The organism is Streptomyces sp. DH10 (assembly GCF_029813805.1).
Taxonomy (GTDB): Bacteria; Actinomycetota; Actinomycetes; order Streptomycetales; family Streptomycetaceae; genus Streptomyces; species Streptomyces coeruleofuscus.
In genome coordinates, this window is the sequence record NZ_JARVKU010000018.1 from 157,009 (window position 1) to 176,945 (window position 19,937).

A 19,937-nucleotide genomic window follows, 5' to 3' on the forward strand; every position below is an offset into this window, starting at 1 on the left:
TGCGAGTGCGGCGGGGGCGGACCGGCCGGGCGCGCGCCGTGCGGCACCCCGTGAACGCCGTCTCAACCGGCGGATGAATTTCCATACCGTCTGCCCAAAATGACCCCCCAGGTCTACTCTGGAACCGTGCCGGAGGACGTGGGGGGCACGCCGTTTCCTGACGGCCGGGAGCCCGACGACGACCACGACCGCGGGGTGTCGGACGAAGAGTTCGCCTCCGTGGTCTTCGACGAGGCCTTCGTACGCGCGGCCGTGGTGCACGAGCCGACCGCCGTGGAGCGCCTCCTGGCCGCCGCCAAGGCGAGAGCCGAGGCGGAGGCGCGCCGCGCGCACTCCAGAGGCGAGCGGTACGACGACGGGTACGGTCCGGACGGGCGCGGCGATTTCGGCCATGATCCCGAGCTGGACGACCTGGACGACCCCGATGTCCTCGAGGACCACTACGGCGGCTCCGGGCCGTACTCCAAACAGGTCCGCTGGCACCGCCCCGTCGCCTGGGTGCTCGCCCTCGTGATGGGCATCGGCATGGTCGCGCTGGCCTTCACGGCGGTATACCGGGGCGCGTCCTCCAACCGCCAGGACCCCGTCCCGGCGCCCACCTCGACCGGGCTGGAACAGGGCAGCGGGGCGGCTCCCTCCGCCTCCGCGGACTACTCCCGGCCGGCCGTCTCGGTGCTCCCGCGCAACCCCTGACCGGAACCCGCCCATATGGGTGAGGACCTGTCAGAACTTGTGGTGCGGCAGGGCGTTTACCCGAGCTTCCGGAGACCTACCCTGAAGATATGGGCGGGCCAGGAGACCCACCTGAGGGGACACCCGAGGGCGCTCCCGGAGGTGGAGAGGACGAGTACCGATCCGTCGTCTTCGACGAATCGTTCGTCCGCGCTGCCCGCCTTCAGGAGTACTCCGCCCAGGAGCGGATCAGCGACCACGCGCCCGCCGTGCGCCGCGTCGCTCCCCTGCGCCGGGGCCTGTCCCGGCAGGCACTGGTCCTGGTCCTGCTGATCGCCGTCGCCTTCGGCACCGCGATCTACATGGGTGTACGGCACCCGTACCAGACCCCCGCCGCCCAGGAGACCGCCGAACCCCTGCGGATGACCGTCATCCCGCTCGCCCCCGAGGGCAAGGTGCCCGGCACGGCCGACACGGCGTACCTGTACGAGCGCAGCCCCGCCGCCCAGTTCAAGACCGGCGCGGAGGGCGTGCCGCTGCCCGCCTCGCGGCGCACCGCACACTTCTCGGACAGCCAGGTCGTGTCCGCCCTGACCACCGCCAAGGACTACATCGTCCGCTCCGCCCTCGACCCGGACGTGCTCACGGGCCGTGAGGTCCGCGCCGTCCGTGTCCTGCTGGCCCCCGACCAGCTGGACCAGTTCGACCAGAGCTTCGCCCGCCCCACCGCGGACGGACGCCACGCGCCCACCGGCTGGCTCGTCCGCTTCGACCCCTCCCGCGCCGAGCTGGCCGACCGCAGGGTGCGGGTCCAGGGCACGCTCCAGGCCGCCGAGGCCGACTCGTCCACGCTCGAGGTCACCGCCGACCACACGTTCGTGTACGCACTGCGGCCCGCCGGGGCCGGCGACAAGGCCGAGGCGTCCCTGTTCACCGTCCGGCGCGAGCTGCACTTCCGCTTCGACCGCGACGAGCTGCGCCTGCACCAGGCCCAGCTCGTCGTCTCCTACGTCCAGGCCGGCCCGCTCTCCTGCGCCGAGGACTCCACGAACCACCTGCGCCCCCTCCTGGCCGGCCAGACGGCCAAGGAAGGCGGCCCCGCCGGCACGGACCCCTACGCCACGGGCAGTGCCACGGCCCTGTGCGGCTCCCTGGCGACGAGCGCGCAGCCGAGGGTGTGACGGCGGGCTTCCGGGCTTCCGGGGCGCTCCAGCCGGCGCTGGGCGCTGTGGCCCTCCCGGAGCGTGCTCCTGCGGGCGCCTCAGCTGTCGTCGCGCGGCGGCCGGTCGTCTCCCGGGGAGTCCGACGTGCCCGGCGCCTCGGGCCCCTGGGGCGGCTTCTGACCCGGGCTCGTGAAGCCGCCGAAGCCGCGGCGGACGCGGTCGCCCAGGTCGCCGGCGCCGCCGGCGAGGTCGGTGACCAGCTTCATCAGCGGGTCCTTGGAGTTCTTCACATGGGTCGAGTAGTGGTTCGCCGAGTCCCGCCAGGAGTCCCGGACCGAGGTGTCCTTGTCCTCGTCGCGCCGCGGGTAGTGGCCGTCCATGATCCGCTGGTAGTCCCGCGACTCGGCCCACTTCTTCAGCTCGGCCGCCCGCACGGTGGTGAAGGGGTGGGAGCGCGGCAGCACGTTCATGATCTTCAGCACCGAGTCGCGCAGGTCGCCCCCGGCCTCGTACTCCTCGGCCTGGGCGAGGAACGCGTCCACGTTCATCTCGTGCAGGTGGTTGCCGCCCGCGATCTTCATCAGACCCCGCATGGACGCCTGGAGATCCTGCCCGACCAGCAGCCCCGCCCGGTCCGCTGACAGCTCCGACTTGCGGAACCACTCGCGCAGGCCGGTGACGATCGCCATGATCGCGAGGTTGCCCAGGGGGATCCAGGCGACCCGGACGGCCAGGCTGGTCAGGAACAGCAGGATGGTCCGGTAGACCGAGTGCCCGGACAGCGCGTGCCCCACCTCGTGGCCGACGACCGCCCGCATCTCCTCCTCGTCGAGCAGTTCGACGAGCCCCGTCGTGACGACGATGATCGGCTCGTCCAGGCCGATGCACATCGCGTTCGGCTGCGGGTCCTGGTTCACGTACATCGGCGGGACCTTCTCCAGGTCCAGGATGTAGCAGGCGTCCCGCAGCATCACGTTCAGATGTGAGAACTGCTGGTCGGACACCCGCACCGAGTCGGACAGGAACAGCAGCCGCAGGCTGCGCTCGGGCAGCAGGCCGCTGAGCGCCTTGAACACCGTGTCGAAACCGCTCAGCTTGCGCAGCGCCACCAGGGCCGAGCGGTCGGCCGGGTGCTCGTACGTACGCGAGGAGATTCCGGGGAAGCGCCTGCGCTGCCTGCTCGGCACGTGCTCGTGCCCGTTGTGCTCGTGGCCGTCGGACATGTCTTCCCCCATGTGCGTCTGTGTGACCTTTACGGCCCCTTGTGCGGCCTTTTGCTTCCCCGAGGCAGAGCCCAGCCTAGGCGGAGTTACGGTGGTCGGGCAGTACAGCGAAGGAGACCGCCGCCATGGAGCACCACCCCGCAGCCGCCTGGCTCGCAGAGGCCGCGAGCGCCGCCGAGCGGCAAGGAGGGCCGGGGATGCTGCGGTACGTACTGATCGTGATGATCCTGGGCTGTGTGCTGACCGCGTGGTTCCTGCTGCGTGGCTACAGACGGAAGGACGACTGAGGCACCGGGAAGGTTCCCCGCGAGAGGCCCCGGGACCGGGCAGGGCGGGAGCGGGCACCGCCTCCGTGTCACGAACAGGCGGAGTCGGCGTGATCGCGGTCGGGGCGCCCGCTTACGATGAGCCGACGTCTTTAACCCGCCCACATGCGATAGGTCCTGCCGAAGATGAGCTTCCACAGCACCGCTGCCCAGTTGGTCACCCTCGCCGCCGAGGGCGAGGAGCACGGCGGAAACCACGAGAGCCTCAGCCCCTACCTCACGGGTGGCGCCGCTCTCTTCATCCTGCTGCTGATGCTGTGGGTCACCACCCGCTTCAACCGCGACCGCTGAGCCCGGCGGGGCGCCTCGCGCGGGGCGTCCAGGGGAACCCGGGGGCGGCCGGAGCCCTCAGGCGGGGCCGGTAGGGTCTGCACGCATGGGAGAGCAGGACATGCCTACCGGTCCGGCGAACGAGACGCCGCACGACCCGGCACAGGACACGGCGAGCGGCACCGAGCGACACTCGGAGCCCCGTCGTGCCGTCACGGCGCACCGCCAGATCGACGGCCCCGGAAACGACCGGCCCCGGCTGGGCAAGCGCCGCCTCGGCGTCATGGGCGGCACCTTCGACCCGATCCACCACGGGCACCTCGTGGCGGCCAGTGAGGTCGCCGCGGCGTTCCGCCTCGACGAGGTGGTCTTCGTCCCGACCGGCCAGCCGTGGCAGAAGTCCCACCGCAAGGTCTCCCCGGCCGAGGACCGCTACCTGATGACCGTCATCGCGACCGCCGAGAACCCGCAGTTCTCGGTGAGCCGCATCGACATCGACCGCGGCGGCCCCACCTACACCGTGGACACCCTGCGCGACCTGCGCGCGCTCAACCCCGAGACGGACCTGTTCTTCATCACGGGCGCCGACGCGCTGTCCCAGATCCTCACCTGGCGGGACAGCGAGGAACTGATCTCCCTCGCGCACTTCATCGGGGTCACCCGGCCGGGCCACCACCTGAACGACCCAGGACTTCCGGAGGGCGGCGTCTCCCTCGTCGAGGTCCCCGCCCTCGCCATCTCCTCCACGGACTGCCGTGCGAGGGTCGCCAAGGGCGATCCCATCTGGTATCTGGTGCCGGACGGAGTCGTGCGCTACATCGACAAGCGCGAGCTGTACCGCGGCGAGTGAGCCGAGAGGGGCACCGGTGAACGACCGATACGACCCGGGGTACGGGGACGACCAGTACGAGCTCGTCGGCTACGACGAGTACGGCCGGCCTGTCTACCGCCAGGTCCCGGCACAGCAGACCCAGCAGCAGACGTACGACCCGTACGCCCAGCAGCAACAGCAGGGCTACGGCTACGACCCGTACGCCACGACCGGGCAGCAGCCTCCGACCGGTTACGACTACGGCACCGGCCAGCAGCAGCCCGCCTACGGCTCCTACGACCCCTACGCCTCCGGGCAGCAGCACGGCACCGCGCCCCACGACCCCTATGGCCAGGCCGTGGCCGGCGCCGGTACGGCCCAGCAGCCCCGCGTCGCCGAGCAGACCGCCCACATCCCGCAGCAGGCGGGCCCGGCCGACGACGAGGACGTCCGGGGCGGCCCCCAGCGGGATTACCACACCGAGCAGTTCGCCTTCGTCGAGGATCCCGACGACAACTCCGAAGACGTCATCGACTGGCTGAAGTTCACCGAGAACCGCACCGAGCGCCGCGAGGAGGCCCGGCGCCGTGCCCGCAGCCGGATCGTCGCCGTGGTCGTCGTCCTCGCGCTCGCAGCGGTCGGCGGCGTCGGTTACCTCTGGTACGCGGGGAAGCTGCCCGGCCTGTCCTCCGACGACTCCGCGACGGGCACCGCGACGGCCGCGGGCGCCCAGAAGCGCGACGTGATCGTCGTCCACCTGCACGACACGAAGGGCGGCGGCACCGCCACGGCCCTCCTCGTCGACAACACCACCACCAAGCGGGGCACCACCGTCCTGCTGCCCAACTCCCTCGCCCTGACCAGCGACGACGGCACCACGACGACGCTCGCCAAGTCGGTCGAGGACGACGGCTCCGACGGCACCCGCGACGCGCTCGACACCGTCCTCGGCACCGACATCCAGGGCACCTGGCGCCTGGACACCCCCTACCTCCAGAACCTCGTCGACCTCGTCGGCAACATCGACGTCGACACCGACACGGACGTCCCCGACCCCGGTGCCAAGAAGAAGGGCGCGGCCCCCCTGGTCAACCAGGGCAAGGCCCAGACCCTCAGCGGCAAGATGGCCGTCGCCTACGCCACCTACCGCGCCCCCGGCGAGGCCCAGAACGCCCAGCTGGAGCGCTTCGGGCAGGTCCTGCAAGGCGTCCTGCGCAAGATGTCCTCCGACCCGCAGGCCGCGACGACCACGATCCAGACCCTGGCGCAGATCCTGGACCCGTCCCTGACCGACAAGGACCTCGGCACCTTCCTCGCCGGGCTGTCCGACCTCGCCAAGGGCGGCGACTACCGGACGGACCTGCTGCCCGTCCAGACGGACGGCACGCTCAGCGCCCAGGCCAGTGAGGGCGTGGTCAAGAACGTCCTCGGCGGCACCGCCAAGAGCCCCGACAAGGACGCCGCCGTCAGCGTCTCCGTCCAGAACGCCAGCGGTGTGAAGGACAACACGGAGAAGGCCCGCGTCGTGCTCCTCAACGGCGGCTTCACCTTCCTGGAGGGCGGCACGCCCGGCTCCGCCCAGGCCACGTCCAAGGTCACCTACGCCGACGCCGCCGACAAGGCCGACGCGGCCGAGGTCGCCAAGACCCTGGGCCTGCCCCCGGGCTCCGTCACCAAGGGCAAGATCTCCGCGAGCGCCGACGTCGCCGTCGTCCTAGGCCAGGACTACGAGCCGTCGTCCGACTAGCCGGCAGGAGTACGCCCCCCACCCGGTCCACGTAATCGCGTGGGGGGCGCGCGGCGGTCCGTGAGACCCTTGGTGGCAAGTGACCGCCGACGGAAAGCCTTGTAGTGACCGTGACCGACCGCTCTCACGAGCTGATCAACACCGCCGCCCAGGCGGCCGCCGACAAGCTGGCACACGACATCGTCGCCTACGACGTCAGTGACGTGCTGTCCATCACGGACGCCTTCCTGCTGGCCTCCGCTCCCAACGACCGTCAGGTCAAGTCGATCGTCGACGAGATCGAGGAGCGCCTCAGCAAGGAGCTCGGCGCCAAGCCGGTGCGCCGCGAGGGCGACCGCGAGGCCCGCTGGGTACTGCTCGACTACGTCGACATCGTCGTGCACGTCCAGCACAGCGAGGAGCGCGTCTTCTACGCCCTGGAGCGGCTGTGGAAGGACTGCCCCGAGCTGGAGCTGCCCGAGGACGCCAAGGCCACCCGCGGCAAGGCCGAGGAGCACGCCAAGCTGCGAGCGGCCGAGGAGGCGGCGGAGCTGGAAGGTGACTGGCGGTGACCTCCTTCAGTGAGGCGTCCGGCGGCAAGGGCCGGGGCCGCCGCATCATCCTCTGGCGGCACGGCCAGACCGCGTGGAACGTGGAGCGCCGCTTCCAGGGCACCACGGACGTCGAGCTCACCGAGACCGGCGTCGCCCAGGCCCGCCGTGCCGCCCGGCTGCTCGTCGGCCTGAAGCCGGCCGCGATCGTCGCCTCCGACCTGAAGCGCGCCGCGAACACGGCCGCCGAGCTCGCCGCGCTCACCGGCCTCGACGTGACCCACGACGAGGCGCTGCGCGAGACCTACGCGGGTGTCTGGCAGGGCCTGACGCACGACGAGATCATCGCCCGGCACGGCGAGGAGTACGACGCGTGGAAGCGCGGCGAGCCGGTGCGCCGCGGTGGCGGCGAACTGGAGACCGAGGTCGCCGACCGCGCCGCGCCCGTGGTGCTGCGGCACGCCGAGAAGCTCCCCGAGGACGGCACGCTCGTCGTGGTCAGTCACGGCGGCACCATCCGCACCACCATCGGCCGCCTCCTCGCCCTGGACCCCCACAACTGGGAGAGCCTCGGCGGACTCTCCAACTGCTGCTGGTCCGTCCTGGGCGAAGGCGCCCGCGGCTGGCGCCTGCTGGAGCACAACGCCGGCACGCTGCCGGAACCGGTGCTCGGCGACGACGACTGACCCGGATTTCACTTTCCGGCAGGTCGCAGGCTAAAGTTCTTCTTGTTCGCCCGGCCCGCCGGGAAGGAACAAGAGGGGCTATAGCTCAGTTGGTAGAGCGCCTGCATGGCATGCAGGAGGTCAGGAGTTCAATTCTCCTTAGCTCCACGTCAAGATCCCGTTCCCGTCCAGGGGGCGGGATTTTTCGTGCCCCGGGTTGAGTCACTCGGGCCTGCTGAGGCGTATACCTCTACGGCCGCGACGCCTGCCGTGTCCGGACTGGTACTGAGGCGTCGCTGACCGTATTGCTCCGGCCGTGGCAGAATCAAACGGCCGGAAGGGGGCGCGGCCCGACGGGAGGAGTAGCGATGCCTGCGAGCATCCAGGAGGTCGACCACCTCCTCGGAGCAGCATTGACAGAGGATATGTCGACCCGCCTCAGCTGCCCTTCCTGCGGATCCGCGCACGTGGCCCAGATGCTCGGCGACAACGGCGGGATCTCCTACGTGTGCACGGCCTGCGGCCACAGCTGGAGCTGAGCGATGGGTGCACACAGGCGGAAATGCGACTGGTGTGGCAGCGGGACTCCGATCGTCCGCGACATGGAGCCGATCAATCCCGACTACCAGTACTGGTGCGAGGAGTGCGCACGGGCGCTGATCATAAAGGGCGACCCGATCGAGACGTACCGCGAGCTGGAGGGCGAGCCGATCTACGGCCGGCTTCTGGAGGAGCACTGCACGCTCAAGCGGTTCTATTCGTTCGTCACGGCGTAGAGCCCGCAGGGTCGGTGTAAAACCGACATAGCGGGCATCCCCGTACGAGGCGAAATCGATTTGGTGTTGAGCCCGCCGGACCAGTAAAGTTGGCGTCGCCGCCGGGGAAACCCGGAGGGACGCAGCAAGGGGCTATAGCTCAGTTGGTAGAGCGCCTGCATGGCATGCAGGAGGTCAGGAGTTCAATTCTCCTTAGCTCCACAGCAGATGAGAAGGCGGGCCATCCGATCGGATGGCCCGCCTTCTTCGTGCGCGGTGTCCGTGTGTGCGCGTACGGCGGGCTCCCCTGGGGGAAGCCCGCCGTACGCGTGCTCAGCGGCCGAGAGCGCGGCGGCCGCGGCCCTGGGACAGGACGGGGAGGTTGCGGGACGGCGCGCCGCCCTGGGCGCGCGTGTCCTCCTCGATGCGCAGGGCCAGCGCCGGGCAGCGGCGCACCGCGCGTAGAGCCTTGTCCTCGGCGTACCGCGGCACCTTCGCCTGCGCCACGGTCGGGAAGCCGTCGGCGCCGAGCTGGAACACCTCGGGGAGGATGTCCGCGCACAGGCCGTGGCCCCGGCACAGCGTCCAGTCGACGAAGATCTTCTGGCGGCTGGGGCCGTTCTCCTCGGACTCGCCGCCGCCCGGGATGCCCGTGGGGGCCCTGCCGCCCTCGAAGAGCGGCAGAACGCCCTCCACGGGCCGTCCGCAGCCGTTTCCGAGGACATGGGCGGCCAGGTCGTCCGTGAACGCCTTGATGGTCGACTCGATGAACATCGCGGAGCCGTCGGGGTGCGAGCACGCGCCGCGACGCTTCACGTTCTTGGCGACCTGCTTGAGGGCTTCCAGGGCGGCCGGTCCGCCGCCGTTGAGGATGTCCTCCAGACCGCGCGCGGCGGCCGGCAGGCCGAGGTAGCAGGGGCCGCACTGGCCCGCGCTTTCCTCCGCCAGCCATTGGGCGACACGCAGTGACTCGCCCAGGGGGCAGGTCTCCTGAGTGATCGGCAGGATCGCGCCGGCGCCGAGCGCGCCGCCCACCGCGTCCAGGGAGTTGCGGGAGACGATCGCCTCGTTGACCGTCGCCGCGTCGATCCACTTGCCGTGGTAGCCGCCGGTGAGCACGCCCTGCGGCACCGGCGGGGCGCCGGCGAGCTGGAGGACGTAGCGCAGCGGCACGCCCGTCGGGACCTCGATCACCATGGGGCGGGCGACCGCTCCGGAGACCGTGAGCATGACGGTGCCCGGCTCGTCGTACAGGCCGGTGTTGCCGTAGCGCTCCGGGCCGATGCGGGCCGCGATGGCCAGTTGGGCGAAGGTCTCGGCGTTGGACAGCAGCGTGGGCGCGCCACCGACGCCGTTCTGCGAGGCGCTGACCTTGCGGCCAGGCGGGATGGCCGGGCCGCCGTCGATGGAGCGGATCAGCGACGCGGCGGCGCCGGTGACCATCCGGACCGGATTGCGCTGTACGCGTGCGCGGAGTGCCGACCTGCGGCCGTTGCTGAGGCCGCGTTCGGCCAGCGCGGCCTCCATGGAGCGCTGTGTGGACTCACGGGTGACCCCCACCACGAGCGTGCGGGCACCCAGAGCCTCCGCGCACAGCAGTGCGCCGTCCAGGATCAGATGGGGAGCGCGGTTGATCAGCACCGTGTCCTTGCGGCAGGCCGGCTCGTCCTCGCTTCCGTTCACGACGACGACCGGCCGGACGCCGCGTTTGATCGCGGCCTCGGCGACCGAGCGCAGCTTCTTGTGGAAGGGGAAGCCCGCGCCGCCGCGGCCCTTCAGGTTGATGCGTTCGGCGAGTTGCGCGAGCTGCTCGCCGCCCATCGGCTCGAGCGGCCCGTGCACCTTCAGGTGCATGGGCAGATCGAGCCGATCGACAAGGTCGAAGCCGGACGTGAGCTGGGGAAGGCCGACCACGCGGACTTCGGGTACGTCAGGCAAAGCCTCGTTCACTTAAAGCCTCCGGAAGGCGTGTTCCAAGGTTCGCCCGATCCCGGTGCGTCGAAGTCGTAGGACGCACCGGGCAGTGTTTCAGTGGCGGGACCGCTGTTGTACGTGTCGTTCGGGTAGTACGTGTCGTAGACGGCGTTCGTCTCACCCGTGTCGTACACGTCACTCGATCCGTAGCCGGAGGCGCCTGGATTGTCATAGGCCGGAATGCTTTGACCGGTGTCCTGTGAGGGGTCGTAGGGCGGGATGTTGAATCCCGTGTCCTGGAGCGGGTCGTAGGCCGACGGCGGGGCCTCGCCGACCGGCGGCGGGGACGGGATCGGCCAGTTGCCCGAGGTGCTGGAGGGGCCGTCCACGGTCGGGATGGTCTGGGTGGGCTGCATGTCCAGCGGCAGTTCCGTGCGGTCGGTCGGCCCCGGCGCGAACGCCTGCTGGCCCAGGGGCGGGCCGGAGACGGCACGGTAGGCCGCGGCGAAGCCGTTCGCGGACTCCTGGGGCGCCGGGCGCTCCGCCTTCTCGTACCGCGGGCCCGGCGAGGAGGCCATCGCCCCCACGGGCATGCCCCGGCCCTCGTAGCCGGGCAGCGCCGAGCCGGTGCCCGCCCGGGCCCGGCTCTCCTCCAGGTCCCTGCGGCCCAGGCCCTCCCCGGGCCCGATGAGCTGGGCGAACTTGTCGGCGACCTTGCGCTTGACCGGGCGCGGAGCGGCGCGCAGGGCGAGGGCTCCGGCCACGCCGACCAGGGACAGGCAGTACAGGATGACGAAGATCGGCTTGGCTTGGCGACCCGCGTAGAGGCCGTGGACCAGCGCGGCGCACCAGGCCGGGTAGGCCAGCATGTGCATGGCCCGCCAGCGGGCCGCGACGGGCGCCGGGGACGCGAAGCGGTTGCGCAGCACGCCCGTGATGCCCACGAAGATCATGAGCATGCCCGCCAGGGTGCCCAGGCCGATCAGGAAGGACCTGCCCGCTACCAGCTCTTCGTCGGTGAACAGCAGTCCGAAGGGGATCACCGCGGCGATCCACGAGGTGTGGGACAGCGCCAGCTTCACTCCGATGTGCACCAGCAGGAAGGCGATCGAGGCGACGGCCGTGGTCCGGTGCACGGCCTGCGCCAGGATGCGCCTGCGGGCGTCGAGGAGGACCCGGTCCTGGGCGACCAGGCCCCAGATCACCGAGCAGGTCAGGCACACCAGGGACAACACGCCCGCGCCGAAGTTGAGGAACTCGGCGAAGGAGTCGTCTGCCGTGGAGTCGTTGGGGTTCACGACCGGCCTCCCCGCATCCCGGCGACCGGGTGGAGAGAGGGGGTACTGCGATGAGGGTTCATGGGGGCAACTCCGAGCGGTTCGGGAAAGCGGTCCCTCTGCCGCACTCTAAACGGAGCCATACCGATGGGTATCAGGTTTGAGTTATTGCGTTGTTATCAAAGGACAATCTGGTTGTTGTGATGTCCCTTAGTGACTGTTACGCGAAGTAACCTTTGACCCCGGTTCAGCTATTCGGGCACCGAGACGGCCCCTCGGAAGCGCGTCGCGACGCGCTGGGGGCCTGCGGTACCCTAACGCCATGCGTGCCGTACGCCTTCTGCTTAGCGGGCCGCGCTGATCAATCCCGGCCACCGGACGAGTCGAGTGGCCGGAATCGGCGCGGCGTCCCCTCCTGTGCGAGGGGATTTTTCGTTTCTCGAACGACACAGCCGCAGGCAGAGACGATCGATGGAGCTTTGAGGATCATGAGCGAGACGAACCCCGCTGCCGCCTCCGAGGTGGCAGCGCCGCACCGCTACACGGCCGCCATGGCAGCCGAGATCGAGGCACGCTGGCAGGACTTCTGGGACGCGGACGGCACCTACGGGGCGCCCAACCCGAAGGGTGACCTGGCGGGCGACCGGTTGATCGTCGCCAAGCCCAAGAAGTTCGTCATGGACATGTTCCCGTACCCGTCGGGTGCGGGCCTGCACGTGGGACACCCGCTGGGCTACATCGCCACGGACGTGTACGCGCGCTTCCAGCGCATGACCGGCCACAACGTCCTGCACACCCTGGGCTTCGACGCCTTCGGCCTGCCCGCCGAGCAGTACGCCGTGCAGACCGGCACGCACCCGCGCGCGTCCACCGAAGCCAACATGGAGAACATGAAGTCCCAGCTGCGCCGGCTGGGCCTGGGCCACGACAACCGCCGGTCGTTCGCCACGATCGACCCGGAGTACTACAAGTGGACCCAGTGGATCTTCCTGCAGATCTTCAACTCCTGGTACGACCACCAGGCCGGGAAGGCCCGCCCGATCTCCGAACTGATCGGCCAGTTCGAGTCGGGTGAGCGGCCCGTACCGGGCCACACGCGCGCGTGGAGCGAGCTGAGCGCCGCCGAGCAGGCCGACGCCCTGGGCGAGTTCCGGCTGGCGTACGCCTCCGACGCGCCGGTCAACTGGTGCCCCGGGCTGGGCACCGTGCTGGCCAACGAGGAGGTCACCGCCGACGGCCGCTCCGAGCGCGGCAACTTCCCGGTCTTCAAGGCCAAGCTGCGCCAGTGGAACATGCGCATCACGGCCTACGCCGACCGGCTGCTGGAGGACCTGGAGGAGCTGGACTGGCCCGAGGCCATCAAGCTCCAGCAGCGCAACTGGATCGGCCGCTCCGAGGGCGCCCGCGTCGACTTCCCCATCGACGGCGAGCGCATCACCGTCTTCACCACCCGCCCGGACACCCTGTTCGGCGCGACCTACATGGTGCTGGCGCCCGAGCACCCGCTGGTCGAGAAGTTCACCCCGGCCGCCTGGCCGGAGGGCACCCACGAGGTGTGGACCGGCGGCCACGCGACGCCCGGGGAGGCCGTCGCCGCCTACCGCGCGCAGGCCGCGTCCAAGTCCGACGTGGAGCGGCAGGCCGAGGCCAAGGACAAGACCGGCGTCTTCATCGGCGCCTACGCGACCAACCCGGTCAACGGCGAGCGGATCCCGGTCTTCATCGCCGACTACGTGCTGATGGGCTACGGCACCGGCGCGATCATGGCGGTTCCGGCACACGACACGCGTGACTTCGAGTTCGCGCGCGCCTTCGAGCTGCCGATCAACTGCGTCGTCGAGCCGACCGACGGCCGCGGCACGGACACCTCGACGTGGGACGCGGCCTTCGTGTCGTACGACGCGAAGATCGTCAACTCCACGGGGGAGGGCGTCTCCCTGGACGGCCTGGGTGTCGTCGACGCCAAGGCGCGCATCACCGAGTGGCTGGAGCGGTCCGGCACCGGCGAGGGCACCGTCAACTTCCGGCTGCGCGACTGGCTGTTCAGCCGCCAGCGCTACTGGGGCGAGCCCTTCCCGATCGTCTACGACGAGGACGGCATCGCCCACGCGCTGCCCGAGTCGATGCTGCCCCTGGAGCTGCCCGAGGTCGAGGACTACTCGCCGCGCACGTTCGACCCGGACGACGCCGACACCCAGCCCGAGACCCCGCTGTCCCGCAACGAGGACTGGGTCAGCGTCACGCTGGACCTGGGTGACGGCCGTGGTCCGCGCAGGTTCCGCCGCGAGACCAACACCATGCCCAACTGGGCCGGTTCCTGCTGGTACGAGCTGCGCTACCTGGACCCGCACAACAGCGAGAAGCTGGTCGACCCGGAGATCGAGCAGTACTGGATGGGCCCGCGCGAGGGACAGCCGCACGGCGGTGTCGACCTGTACGTCGGCGGCGCCGAGCACGCCGTGCTGCACCTGCTGTACGCGCGCTTCTGGTCCAAGGTGCTGTACGACCTGGGGCACGTCTCCTCCGCGGAGCCGTTCCACAAGCTGTTCAACCAGGGCATGATCCAGGCCTACGTCTACCGCGACAGCCGTGGCATCGCGGTGCCGGCCGCCGAGGTGGAGGAGCGCGACGGCGCGTACTACTACCAGGGCGAGAAGGTCTCCCGGCTGCTGGGCAAGATGGGCAAGTCCCTGAAGAACGCGGTCACTCCGGACGAGATCTGCGACGAGTACGGCGCCGACACACTGCGTCTGTACGAGATGGCGATGGGCCCGCTGGACGTCTCCCGGCCCTGGGACACACGCGCGGTGGTGGGCCAGTTCCGGCTGCTCCAGCGGCTGTGGCGCAACATCGTCGACGAGGCGACCGGCGAGGTCACCGTCGTCGGCGCCGAGCCGGACGACGAGACGCTGCGCGCCCTGCACAAGGCGATCGACGGCGTGCGCGGGGACCTGGAGGGCATGCGGTTCAACACCGCCATCGCCAAGGTCACCGAGCTGAACAACCACCTGACCAAGGCGGGCGGCGCGGTGCCGCGCTCCGTGGCCGAGCCGCTGGTGCTGATGGTCGCGCCGCTGGCCCCGCACATCGCCGAGGAGCTGTGGCGCAAGCTGGGGCACGAGGACTCCGTGGTGCACCAGGACTTCCCGGTGGCCGACCCGGCGTACGTGGTCGACGAGACCGTGACCTGCGTCGTGCAGATCAAGGGCAAGGTCAAGGCGCGGCTGGAGGTCTCGCCGTCGATCTCCGAGGACGAGCTGGAGAAGGCCGCGCTGGCCGACGAGAAGGTCGTCGCCGCGCTGGGCGGGGCCGGGATCCGGAAGGTGATCGTGCGGGCGCCTAAGCTGGTGAACATCGTTCCGGCGTAGCCGCCAGGCACCGTTGGACCGCTCTCGGGGTGGTCCCCTACGGGCAGGTTCGGGGTTCTTCTGGAACTCGGAGCCTGCCTGTTGCGTTTACCGTTGAAGAGCGGCGTGGATGTGCCGAGACGCCCTGAGGAGGAGCCGGTGGAAGCAGTGATCGCAGTATTCGCCCTGCTCTTCGTGCTCTTTCTCGGGCTCGGTGTGTACGCCACGGTGAAGGTGGTCGGCGCCGCCAAGCGCGGCGTGGACCGCGGGATCACGCAGGCCCGCCGAACGGTCGAGGACCACACCCTGCGGGCGAAGTCCTTCGCCCAGCCGGGCGCCGCGGGCGAACTCGCCCAACTGCGGCTGAAGCTGCGCACCTCCATGCGTGCCACCCAGGACGCGCTGCACGCGGCCGTCGCCGAGGACGAGTCCGTGAAGGAGTCCCTCGGCCTCTTCGAACGGCTCAGTGCGCACGGGCACGAGCTGGACGACGAGCTGAAGCGCCTGGAGTCCGAGCCCGACCGCGGCGCGCTCGCTGAGCGGCTGCCCGAGCTGCGCGAGCGCACCGAACGCATCACACAGTCGGCGGACGCCCTGCGCTGGGCCGCCCGCGACCGCGCCCACCGCTTCGCGGAGGACGACCTGGACACACTCAGCGCCCAGATCCACATGGAGGCCGGGGCGCTGCGGCACTGGACGACGACGCCGGAGTCCCAGCCCGCCTCCTCTCCGGAGCCACAGCCCGCCCCTAGGCAGTGGCCCGAGGCACCCGCCGCCGATGCCGCGACGGCCGGGCAGACCTGGCCGGAGACCCCGCAGTCGAGCCCGGCGGACGAGCCGGCGCGGCCCGCCATCACCCCGCCGGGACCACGCCCGACCTACCCCTGGCAGAAGAAGCCCCGCCCCGAGAGCACCACTTGATCCGGCCAGTCGCGTCACAGGGCACGGGGGCCGGGCTGCCGTACGGGCGCTACGGCAGGTAACCTCCAGCTCATGTCCCGCCATGTCGCGATCGTCACCGATTCAACGGCCTACCTGCCGGCCCGGACGATGGAGCGCCACGGCATCACAGCGGTACCTCTGACCGTCGTCCTCGGCGACCGGGCGCTGGAGGAAGGCACCGAGATCTCGACCCGCGCCCTCGCCCAGGCTTTGCAGAAGCGGCGCCCGGTGACGACCTCGCGGCCCAGCCCCGCACTCTTCGAGGAGACCTACCGCAAGGTCGCCGAGTCCGGCGCCACCGGCATCGTCTCCCTCCACCTCTCCGCCGAGCTCTCCGGTACGTACGACGCGGCCGTCGTCGCCGCGCGGCAGGCGCCGGTGCCGGTGCGGGTGGTGGACACCGGCATGATCGCGATGGCGCTCGGCTTCTGTGCGCTCTCCGCGGCGGAGACGGCGGAGTCGGGCGGCACGGTGGACGAGGCCGTCACGGCCGCGGAGAAGCGGGCCGCTGGCACGTCCGCCTACTTCTACGTCGACACCCTCGACTACCTGCGCCGCGGCGGCCGTATCGGTGCCGCGCAGGCCCTGCTGGGCTCGGCGCTCGCGGTGAAGCCGCTGCTGCAACTGGCCGACGGCCGTATCCAACCGCTGGAGAAGGTGCGGACCGCGTCGAAGGCGATCGCCCGCCTGGAGGAGATCGCCGCCGAGCGCGCGGGCAGCGCCCGGGTCGACGTCGCCGTCCACCATCTCGCCGCCCCGGACCGGGCGTCGGCCCTCGCCGACCGGTTGCGGGCACGGGTGTCCGGGCTCGCCGATCTGCATGTCAGCGAGGTCGGGGCGGTGATCGGGGCGCACACCGGTCCCGGGTTGCTGGGGGTCGTGGTTTCGCCGCAGTGAACGGTTGCGGCGGGCTCTGATCACCCGTGTGGGTGGCCGGGTTGTCCACAAGTCGGCCGTTGTCCCCGGGAATTGCGCAAGATCATCGCGAGTGTGCCGACGTGGCCGATCCTCGTCGCATGGCACTTCGATCACGCTCACACACAGCGACCGCGACCAGCGGGCCCGGCCGTGGACCGGCGTCCGACGGCCGCATCCGTCACCGCCGTCACCGGCCTGTCGCACAGGGCCGGGCACGGCATCGTCATGCCTCGGCGGAGGAACTCCGCCGGCGCGCGGAGGCGCTGTTCGGCGAACACGCCGAACGGAACGGGGAGCGGCGGGAGTCGGGCCATGGTCCGCCCGAGGGGAGGATCGCCGTAGGACGTGCTCGGCACGGGCTGGATCGGCCGGGGACTGCGGAAGCCGGTGTCGATGCCGGTGTGGATGTCGATGTGGATGTCGCTACGGCGTCTGTCCGTGTCCCCGACGGTGTCGGCCGTGGGGCGGGCGCCGGGGCAGTCGGCGGGGACGGTCGCCTTGCGGAAGGGGCCTGGCGGGAGCGGGCCCGGTTCGCGGTGCGGGAGCGCATGCCCGTGTGGTTGCAGGCGAGGTGCGGGCTGGAGCGGCGGAGCGTGCTCGCGCTGACGGTGGTGCTCGTCGTCGCGGCGGCGTTCGCCGTGCAGCACTTCTGGGCGGGCCGGACCCAGTCCGTACGGTCGCCCGAGGTGGTGCGAGCGGCCGCACCCTACGGAGAGCGGGCGCAGAGCGGGCCGGCGGAGCCGGGACGCGGAGCGGGCGCGCCCGCAGGAGCGGCGAAGGCGACAGGAGCGGCAGGGGCGGCCGAGATCGTCGTGGACGTCGGCGGCAAGGTCCGCGAACCCGGGATCCACCGGCTGCCGGCCGGCTCGCGCGTCGCGGACGCGCTGCGCGCGGCGGGCGGGGTGAAGCCCGGCACGAAGACCGACGGTCTCAACCGCGCCCGGTTCCTCGTGGACGGCGAGCAGGTGATCGTGGGCGGACCGGCTCCCGCCGCGGGGGCCGGGACGGGCGGTACGGCTGCCGGAGACACGGCCGGTGCGGCGGCGGGTGGCGTGCTGCCGGGGGCTCCCGTCTCCCTCAGCACGGCCACCGCCGACCAGCTCGACACCTTGCCGGGTGTCGGCCCGGTGCTGGCGCAGCACATCATCGACTACCGCACGCAGCACGGCGGTTTCCGTTCCGTGGACGAGCTGCGCGAGGTGAACGGCATCGGCGAACGCCGCTTCGCCGACCTGCGGAATCTCGTACGGCCATGAGCGGGGCCCCCGAGCCGCCGGCGCGGCGGGACGAGGCGGCACCCGATGCCCTCACCGCCGGACCGGCCCCTCCCACCGGGTCCGCCTCTCCCGCCCGGTCGCCCGTGCACGCCTCCTCCGGCAAGCGGCTGGGCAGCGCACGCCCGCGGCAGGAAGGACCCGCGGACCTACGGCTCGTCCCACCCGCCCTCGCGGCCTGGGGCACGGCGGCCCTGGTGCTGGACGCGTCGCCGGGGTGGGGCCTGGGCATCGTGGCCGGCTGCCTGGCCGCCGTCGGCCTGCTGCCGTTGGCCCGGCGAGCGGGGTGGGCCTCCTGGTCGCGCGCGTCGGCCGCCGCCGTGCTGCTGTGCGTGGCCGCGGCTGCCGCCTCGGCCGGGCTGCACGGGGCGGATCTGCGCCGGGGGCCCGTGCCCGGCCTGGCGCGGGAGTACGCGACGGTGACGGCCGAGGTGGAGGTCACCTCCGACCCCCGGCTCACCCGGCCGAGGGTCCGGGGTGATCATGTCGCTCCGACCGCCGTGCTGATCGACGCCGAGGTACGGCGCGTCCAGGACGCGGGCGGCGCCACGGTGGTGACGCGGGCGCCGGTGCTGCTGATCGTCGACGTGGAGTCGGCCGGCCGGGCCGTCGAGGATGGGCGGTCGGCGCCCGCGGGCGGGGCGACCGAGGCGGTCGGGGGTGGGGAGCCGGTACCCGAGGCCGGGACGGTCGTGGGTGAACAGCCGGTATCCGGGAACGGGGCGGTCGAGGGTGGGCGGCCGACCGCGGCCGGGCCGGTGGGGTCGCCGTGGCTGGGGCTGCTGCCCTCGACGCGGCTGCGGGTCGGCGCACGGCTGGCGCCCGCGATGACGGGCGGAGACCGGGTCGCGGCGGTGCTGCGGGTGCGGGGCGGGGCCGAACCGGAGGTGGTGGGAGAACCCTCGGCTGCTCAGCGGCTCGCCGGGCGGTTGCGGGCCGGGCTGCGGGAGGCGACCGACGGGCTGCCGGCGGATGCCCGGGCCCTGTTGCCGGGGCTGGTCGTGGGGGACACCTCCCGGATCACGCCGGAGCTGGAGGAGGCCTTCAAGGAGACCGACCTCACGCACACTCTGGCCGTGTCCGGGGCCAATTTCACCATCCTGCTCGCCCTGCTGCTCGGGCCGCCGGGCCTGGCGCAGCACGTCGAGCGGCGGGGGCTCGCGCCTCGCCTCGGTGTCTCCCTGCGGGCGACCGCGGTGCTCGGAGGCGTGCTCTCACTCGGGTTCGTCGTCGTGTGCCGACCGGATCCGAGCGTGCTGCGGGCCGCGGCCTGCGGAGCCGTCGCGCTGCTCGCCCTGGCGACCGGCCGCCGCAGGTCGCTCATCCCGGCGCTGGCGACGGCGGTTCTGCTGCTGGTGCTGTACGACCCGTGGCTGGCCCGGAGTTACGGCTTCCTGCTCTCCGTCGTGGCCACCGGCGCCCTGCTCACGCTCACGCCGCGCTGGAGCGCCGGGCTGCGGCGACGCGGGGTGCCGCCGCGGCTCGCCGAGGCACTGGCCGCCGCTGCCGCCGCGCAGGCCCTGTGCGCGCCCGTCGTGGCCGTGCTGTCGGCGCGCGTGAGCCTGGTGGCGGTGCCCTGCAATCTGATCGCGGAACTCGCGATCGCGCCGGCCACCGTGCTGGGCTTCGCGGCACTGGCCACGGCACCGGTGGCGATGCCGGTGGCCAAGGCCCTGGCATGGTGCGCGCACTGGCCCGCCGAGTGGATCGCGGAGGTCGCCCGTACCGGGGCGGCGCTGCCGGGAGCGGGAGTGGACTGGCCGGGCAGTTGGGCGGGTGCGGCGCTGCTCGCGGCCCTGACATCGGCGGTGCTGCTCGTGGGGCGGCGGCTGCTTCGGCACCCCTGGTGGTGCGGGGTCTGCGGCCTGGCGCTGGTGCTGGTGGTCGTGCAGCCACCGCCGCTGACCCGGGTGGTCACGGGCTGGCCGCCGCCCGGCTGGCGGCTGGTGATGTGCGACGTGGGGCAGGGCGACGCCATGGTGCTCGCGGCGGGCGAGGGCAGCGGCGTGGTGGTGGACGCCGGACCCGATCCGCGGCTCGTCGACCACTGCCTGCGCTCACTCGGCATCACCAGGATTCCGCTGGTCGTGCTCACCCACTTCT

The 19,937-nt window shown here is 71.6% G+C and carries 16 protein-coding genes, 2 tRNA genes and 1 pseudogene; 16 read left to right on the forward strand and 3 right to left on the reverse strand.

Annotated elements, in window-relative coordinates; all coding sequences use genetic code 11:
* Positions 1-126: 126 nt before the first annotated feature.
* Positions 127-693 (forward strand): SCO2584 family spore wall biosynthesis protein, encoded by a 567-nt coding sequence (locus tag QC385_RS31435; RefSeq protein WP_443033041.1) that lies wholly within the window; start codon positions 127-129, stop codon positions 691-693.
* An 89-nt stretch (positions 694-782) separates the two neighbouring features.
* On the forward strand, positions 783-1,853 hold the full coding sequence (locus tag QC385_RS31440) for an SCO2583 family membrane protein (RefSeq protein WP_279544745.1): 1,071 nt from the start codon (positions 783-785) through the stop codon (positions 1,851-1,853).
* 80 nt (positions 1,854-1,933) lie between these two features.
* Here QC385_RS31440 and QC385_RS31445 read toward each other — a convergent pair whose 3' ends face one another.
* Complete coding sequence (locus tag QC385_RS31445; RefSeq protein WP_279544782.1) at positions 1,934-3,058, reverse strand: M48 family metallopeptidase; 1,125 nt, start codon at positions 3,056-3,058, stop codon at positions 1,934-1,936.
* A 125-nt stretch (positions 3,059-3,183) separates the two neighbouring features.
* Between QC385_RS31445 and QC385_RS31450 the strand changes: the two genes are divergently transcribed.
* From QC385_RS31450 to QC385_RS31490, 9 genes are all read left to right on the forward strand, one after another.
* Positions 3,184-3,345, forward strand: a complete 162-nt coding sequence (locus tag QC385_RS31450; RefSeq protein WP_279544746.1) for a hypothetical protein — start codon at positions 3,184-3,186, stop codon at positions 3,343-3,345.
* Positions 3,346-3,510: 165 nt separating this feature from the next.
* The gene (locus QC385_RS31455) at positions 3,511-3,675 is read left to right on the forward strand and encodes a hypothetical protein (RefSeq protein WP_086602241.1); all 165 of its coding nucleotides are present in this window, start codon (positions 3,511-3,513) and stop codon (positions 3,673-3,675) included.
* Between the two features lie 85 nt (positions 3,676-3,760).
* Complete coding sequence (gene nadD, locus QC385_RS31460) at positions 3,761-4,504, forward strand: nicotinate-nucleotide adenylyltransferase (RefSeq protein ID WP_086843918.1); 744 nt, start codon at positions 3,761-3,763, stop codon at positions 4,502-4,504.
* A gap of 16 nt (positions 4,505-4,520) precedes the next feature.
* Positions 4,521-6,212 carry an LCP family protein gene (locus QC385_RS31465; protein WP_279544747.1) on the forward strand — a complete coding sequence of 564 codons (1,692 nt, stop codon included), beginning with the start codon at positions 4,521-4,523 and terminating at the stop codon, positions 6,210-6,212.
* A 104-nt stretch (positions 6,213-6,316) separates the two neighbouring features.
* Positions 6,317-6,763, forward strand: a complete 447-nt coding sequence (rsfS, locus tag QC385_RS31470; protein ID WP_086843922.1) for a ribosome silencing factor — start codon at positions 6,317-6,319, stop codon at positions 6,761-6,763.
* A complete protein-coding gene (locus tag QC385_RS31475; RefSeq protein ID WP_279544783.1) occupies positions 6,754-7,428 on the forward strand; it encodes a histidine phosphatase family protein in 675 nt (224 codons plus the stop codon). The genes rsfS and QC385_RS31475 overlap by 10 nt, the downstream gene beginning before the upstream one ends.
* A gap of 74 nt (positions 7,429-7,502) precedes the next feature.
* A tRNA-Ala gene (locus QC385_RS31480) sits at positions 7,503-7,575 on the forward strand.
* A 374-nt stretch (positions 7,576-7,949) separates the two neighbouring features.
* Positions 7,950-8,183, forward strand: coding sequence for a hypothetical protein (locus tag QC385_RS31485; protein ID WP_006136074.1), 234 nt, complete (start codon positions 7,950-7,952; stop codon positions 8,181-8,183).
* A 128-nt stretch (positions 8,184-8,311) separates the two neighbouring features.
* Positions 8,312-8,384 (forward strand) — tRNA-Ala (locus QC385_RS31490).
* A gap of 111 nt (positions 8,385-8,495) precedes the next feature.
* On the opposite strand, the gene QC385_RS31495 is transcribed toward QC385_RS31490, so the two are convergent.
* Complete coding sequence (locus QC385_RS31495; protein WP_167537343.1) at positions 8,496-10,112, reverse strand: NADH-quinone oxidoreductase subunit NuoF family protein; 1,617 nt, start codon at positions 10,110-10,112, stop codon at positions 8,496-8,498.
* Complete coding sequence (locus QC385_RS31500; RefSeq protein WP_279544748.1) at positions 10,109-11,374, reverse strand: cytochrome b/b6 domain-containing protein; 1,266 nt, start codon at positions 11,372-11,374, stop codon at positions 10,109-10,111. The genes QC385_RS31495 and QC385_RS31500 overlap by 4 nt, the downstream gene beginning before the upstream one ends.
* Before the next feature lie 467 nt (positions 11,375-11,841).
* Here QC385_RS31500 and leuS point away from each other — a divergent pair, with 467 nt between their 5' ends.
* The 5 genes and pseudogenes from leuS to QC385_RS31525 all read left to right on the forward strand — a co-directional run.
* A complete protein-coding gene (gene leuS, locus QC385_RS31505) occupies positions 11,842-14,721 on the forward strand; it encodes a leucine--tRNA ligase (protein WP_279544749.1) in 2,880 nt (959 codons plus the stop codon).
* A gap of 138 nt (positions 14,722-14,859) precedes the next feature.
* Positions 14,860-15,621, forward strand: coding sequence for a hypothetical protein (locus QC385_RS31510; protein ID WP_279544750.1), 762 nt, complete (start codon positions 14,860-14,862; stop codon positions 15,619-15,621).
* Between the two features lie 72 nt (positions 15,622-15,693).
* Positions 15,694-16,539 (forward strand): DegV family protein, encoded by an 846-nt coding sequence (locus QC385_RS31515; RefSeq protein WP_279544751.1) that lies wholly within the window; start codon positions 15,694-15,696, stop codon positions 16,537-16,539.
* Positions 16,540-16,658: 119 nt separating this feature from the next.
* Complete coding sequence (locus QC385_RS31520; RefSeq protein ID WP_279544752.1) at positions 16,659-17,816, forward strand: ComEA family DNA-binding protein; 1,158 nt, start codon at positions 16,659-16,661, stop codon at positions 17,814-17,816.
* 104 nt (positions 17,817-17,920) lie between these two features.
* Positions 17,921-19,936, forward strand: a pseudogene (locus QC385_RS31525) (ComEC/Rec2 family competence protein); the annotation flags it as partial.
* Between the last annotated feature and the right edge of the window lies 1 nt (position 19,937).

Bases quoted from the DNA above. Each gene is read 5' to 3' on its own strand.
- QC385_RS31445 (WP_279544782.1), bottom strand. From the start codon at position 3,058: ATGTCCGACGGCCACGAGCACAACGGGCACGAGCACGTGCCGAGCAGG.
- QC385_RS31485 (WP_006136074.1), top strand. From the start codon at position 7,950: ATGGGTGCACACAGGCGGAAATGCGACTGGTGTGGCAGCGGGACTCCG.
- QC385_RS31440 (WP_279544745.1), top strand. From the start codon at position 783: ATGGGCGGGCCAGGAGACCCACCTGAGGGGACACCCGAGGGCGCTCCC.
- QC385_RS31515 (WP_279544751.1), top strand. From the start codon at position 15,694: ATGTCCCGCCATGTCGCGATCGTCACCGATTCAACGGCCTACCTGCCG.
- QC385_RS31455 (WP_086602241.1), top strand. From the start codon at position 3,511: ATGAGCTTCCACAGCACCGCTGCCCAGTTGGTCACCCTCGCCGCCGAG.
- QC385_RS31450 (WP_279544746.1), top strand. From the start codon at position 3,184: ATGGAGCACCACCCCGCAGCCGCCTGGCTCGCAGAGGCCGCGAGCGCC.
- nadD (WP_086843918.1), top strand. From the start codon at position 3,761: ATGGGAGAGCAGGACATGCCTACCGGTCCGGCGAACGAGACGCCGCAC.
- QC385_RS31520 (WP_279544752.1), top strand. From the start codon at position 16,659: ATGGCACTTCGATCACGCTCACACACAGCGACCGCGACCAGCGGGCCC.
- leuS (WP_279544749.1), top strand. From the start codon at position 11,842: ATGAGCGAGACGAACCCCGCTGCCGCCTCCGAGGTGGCAGCGCCGCAC.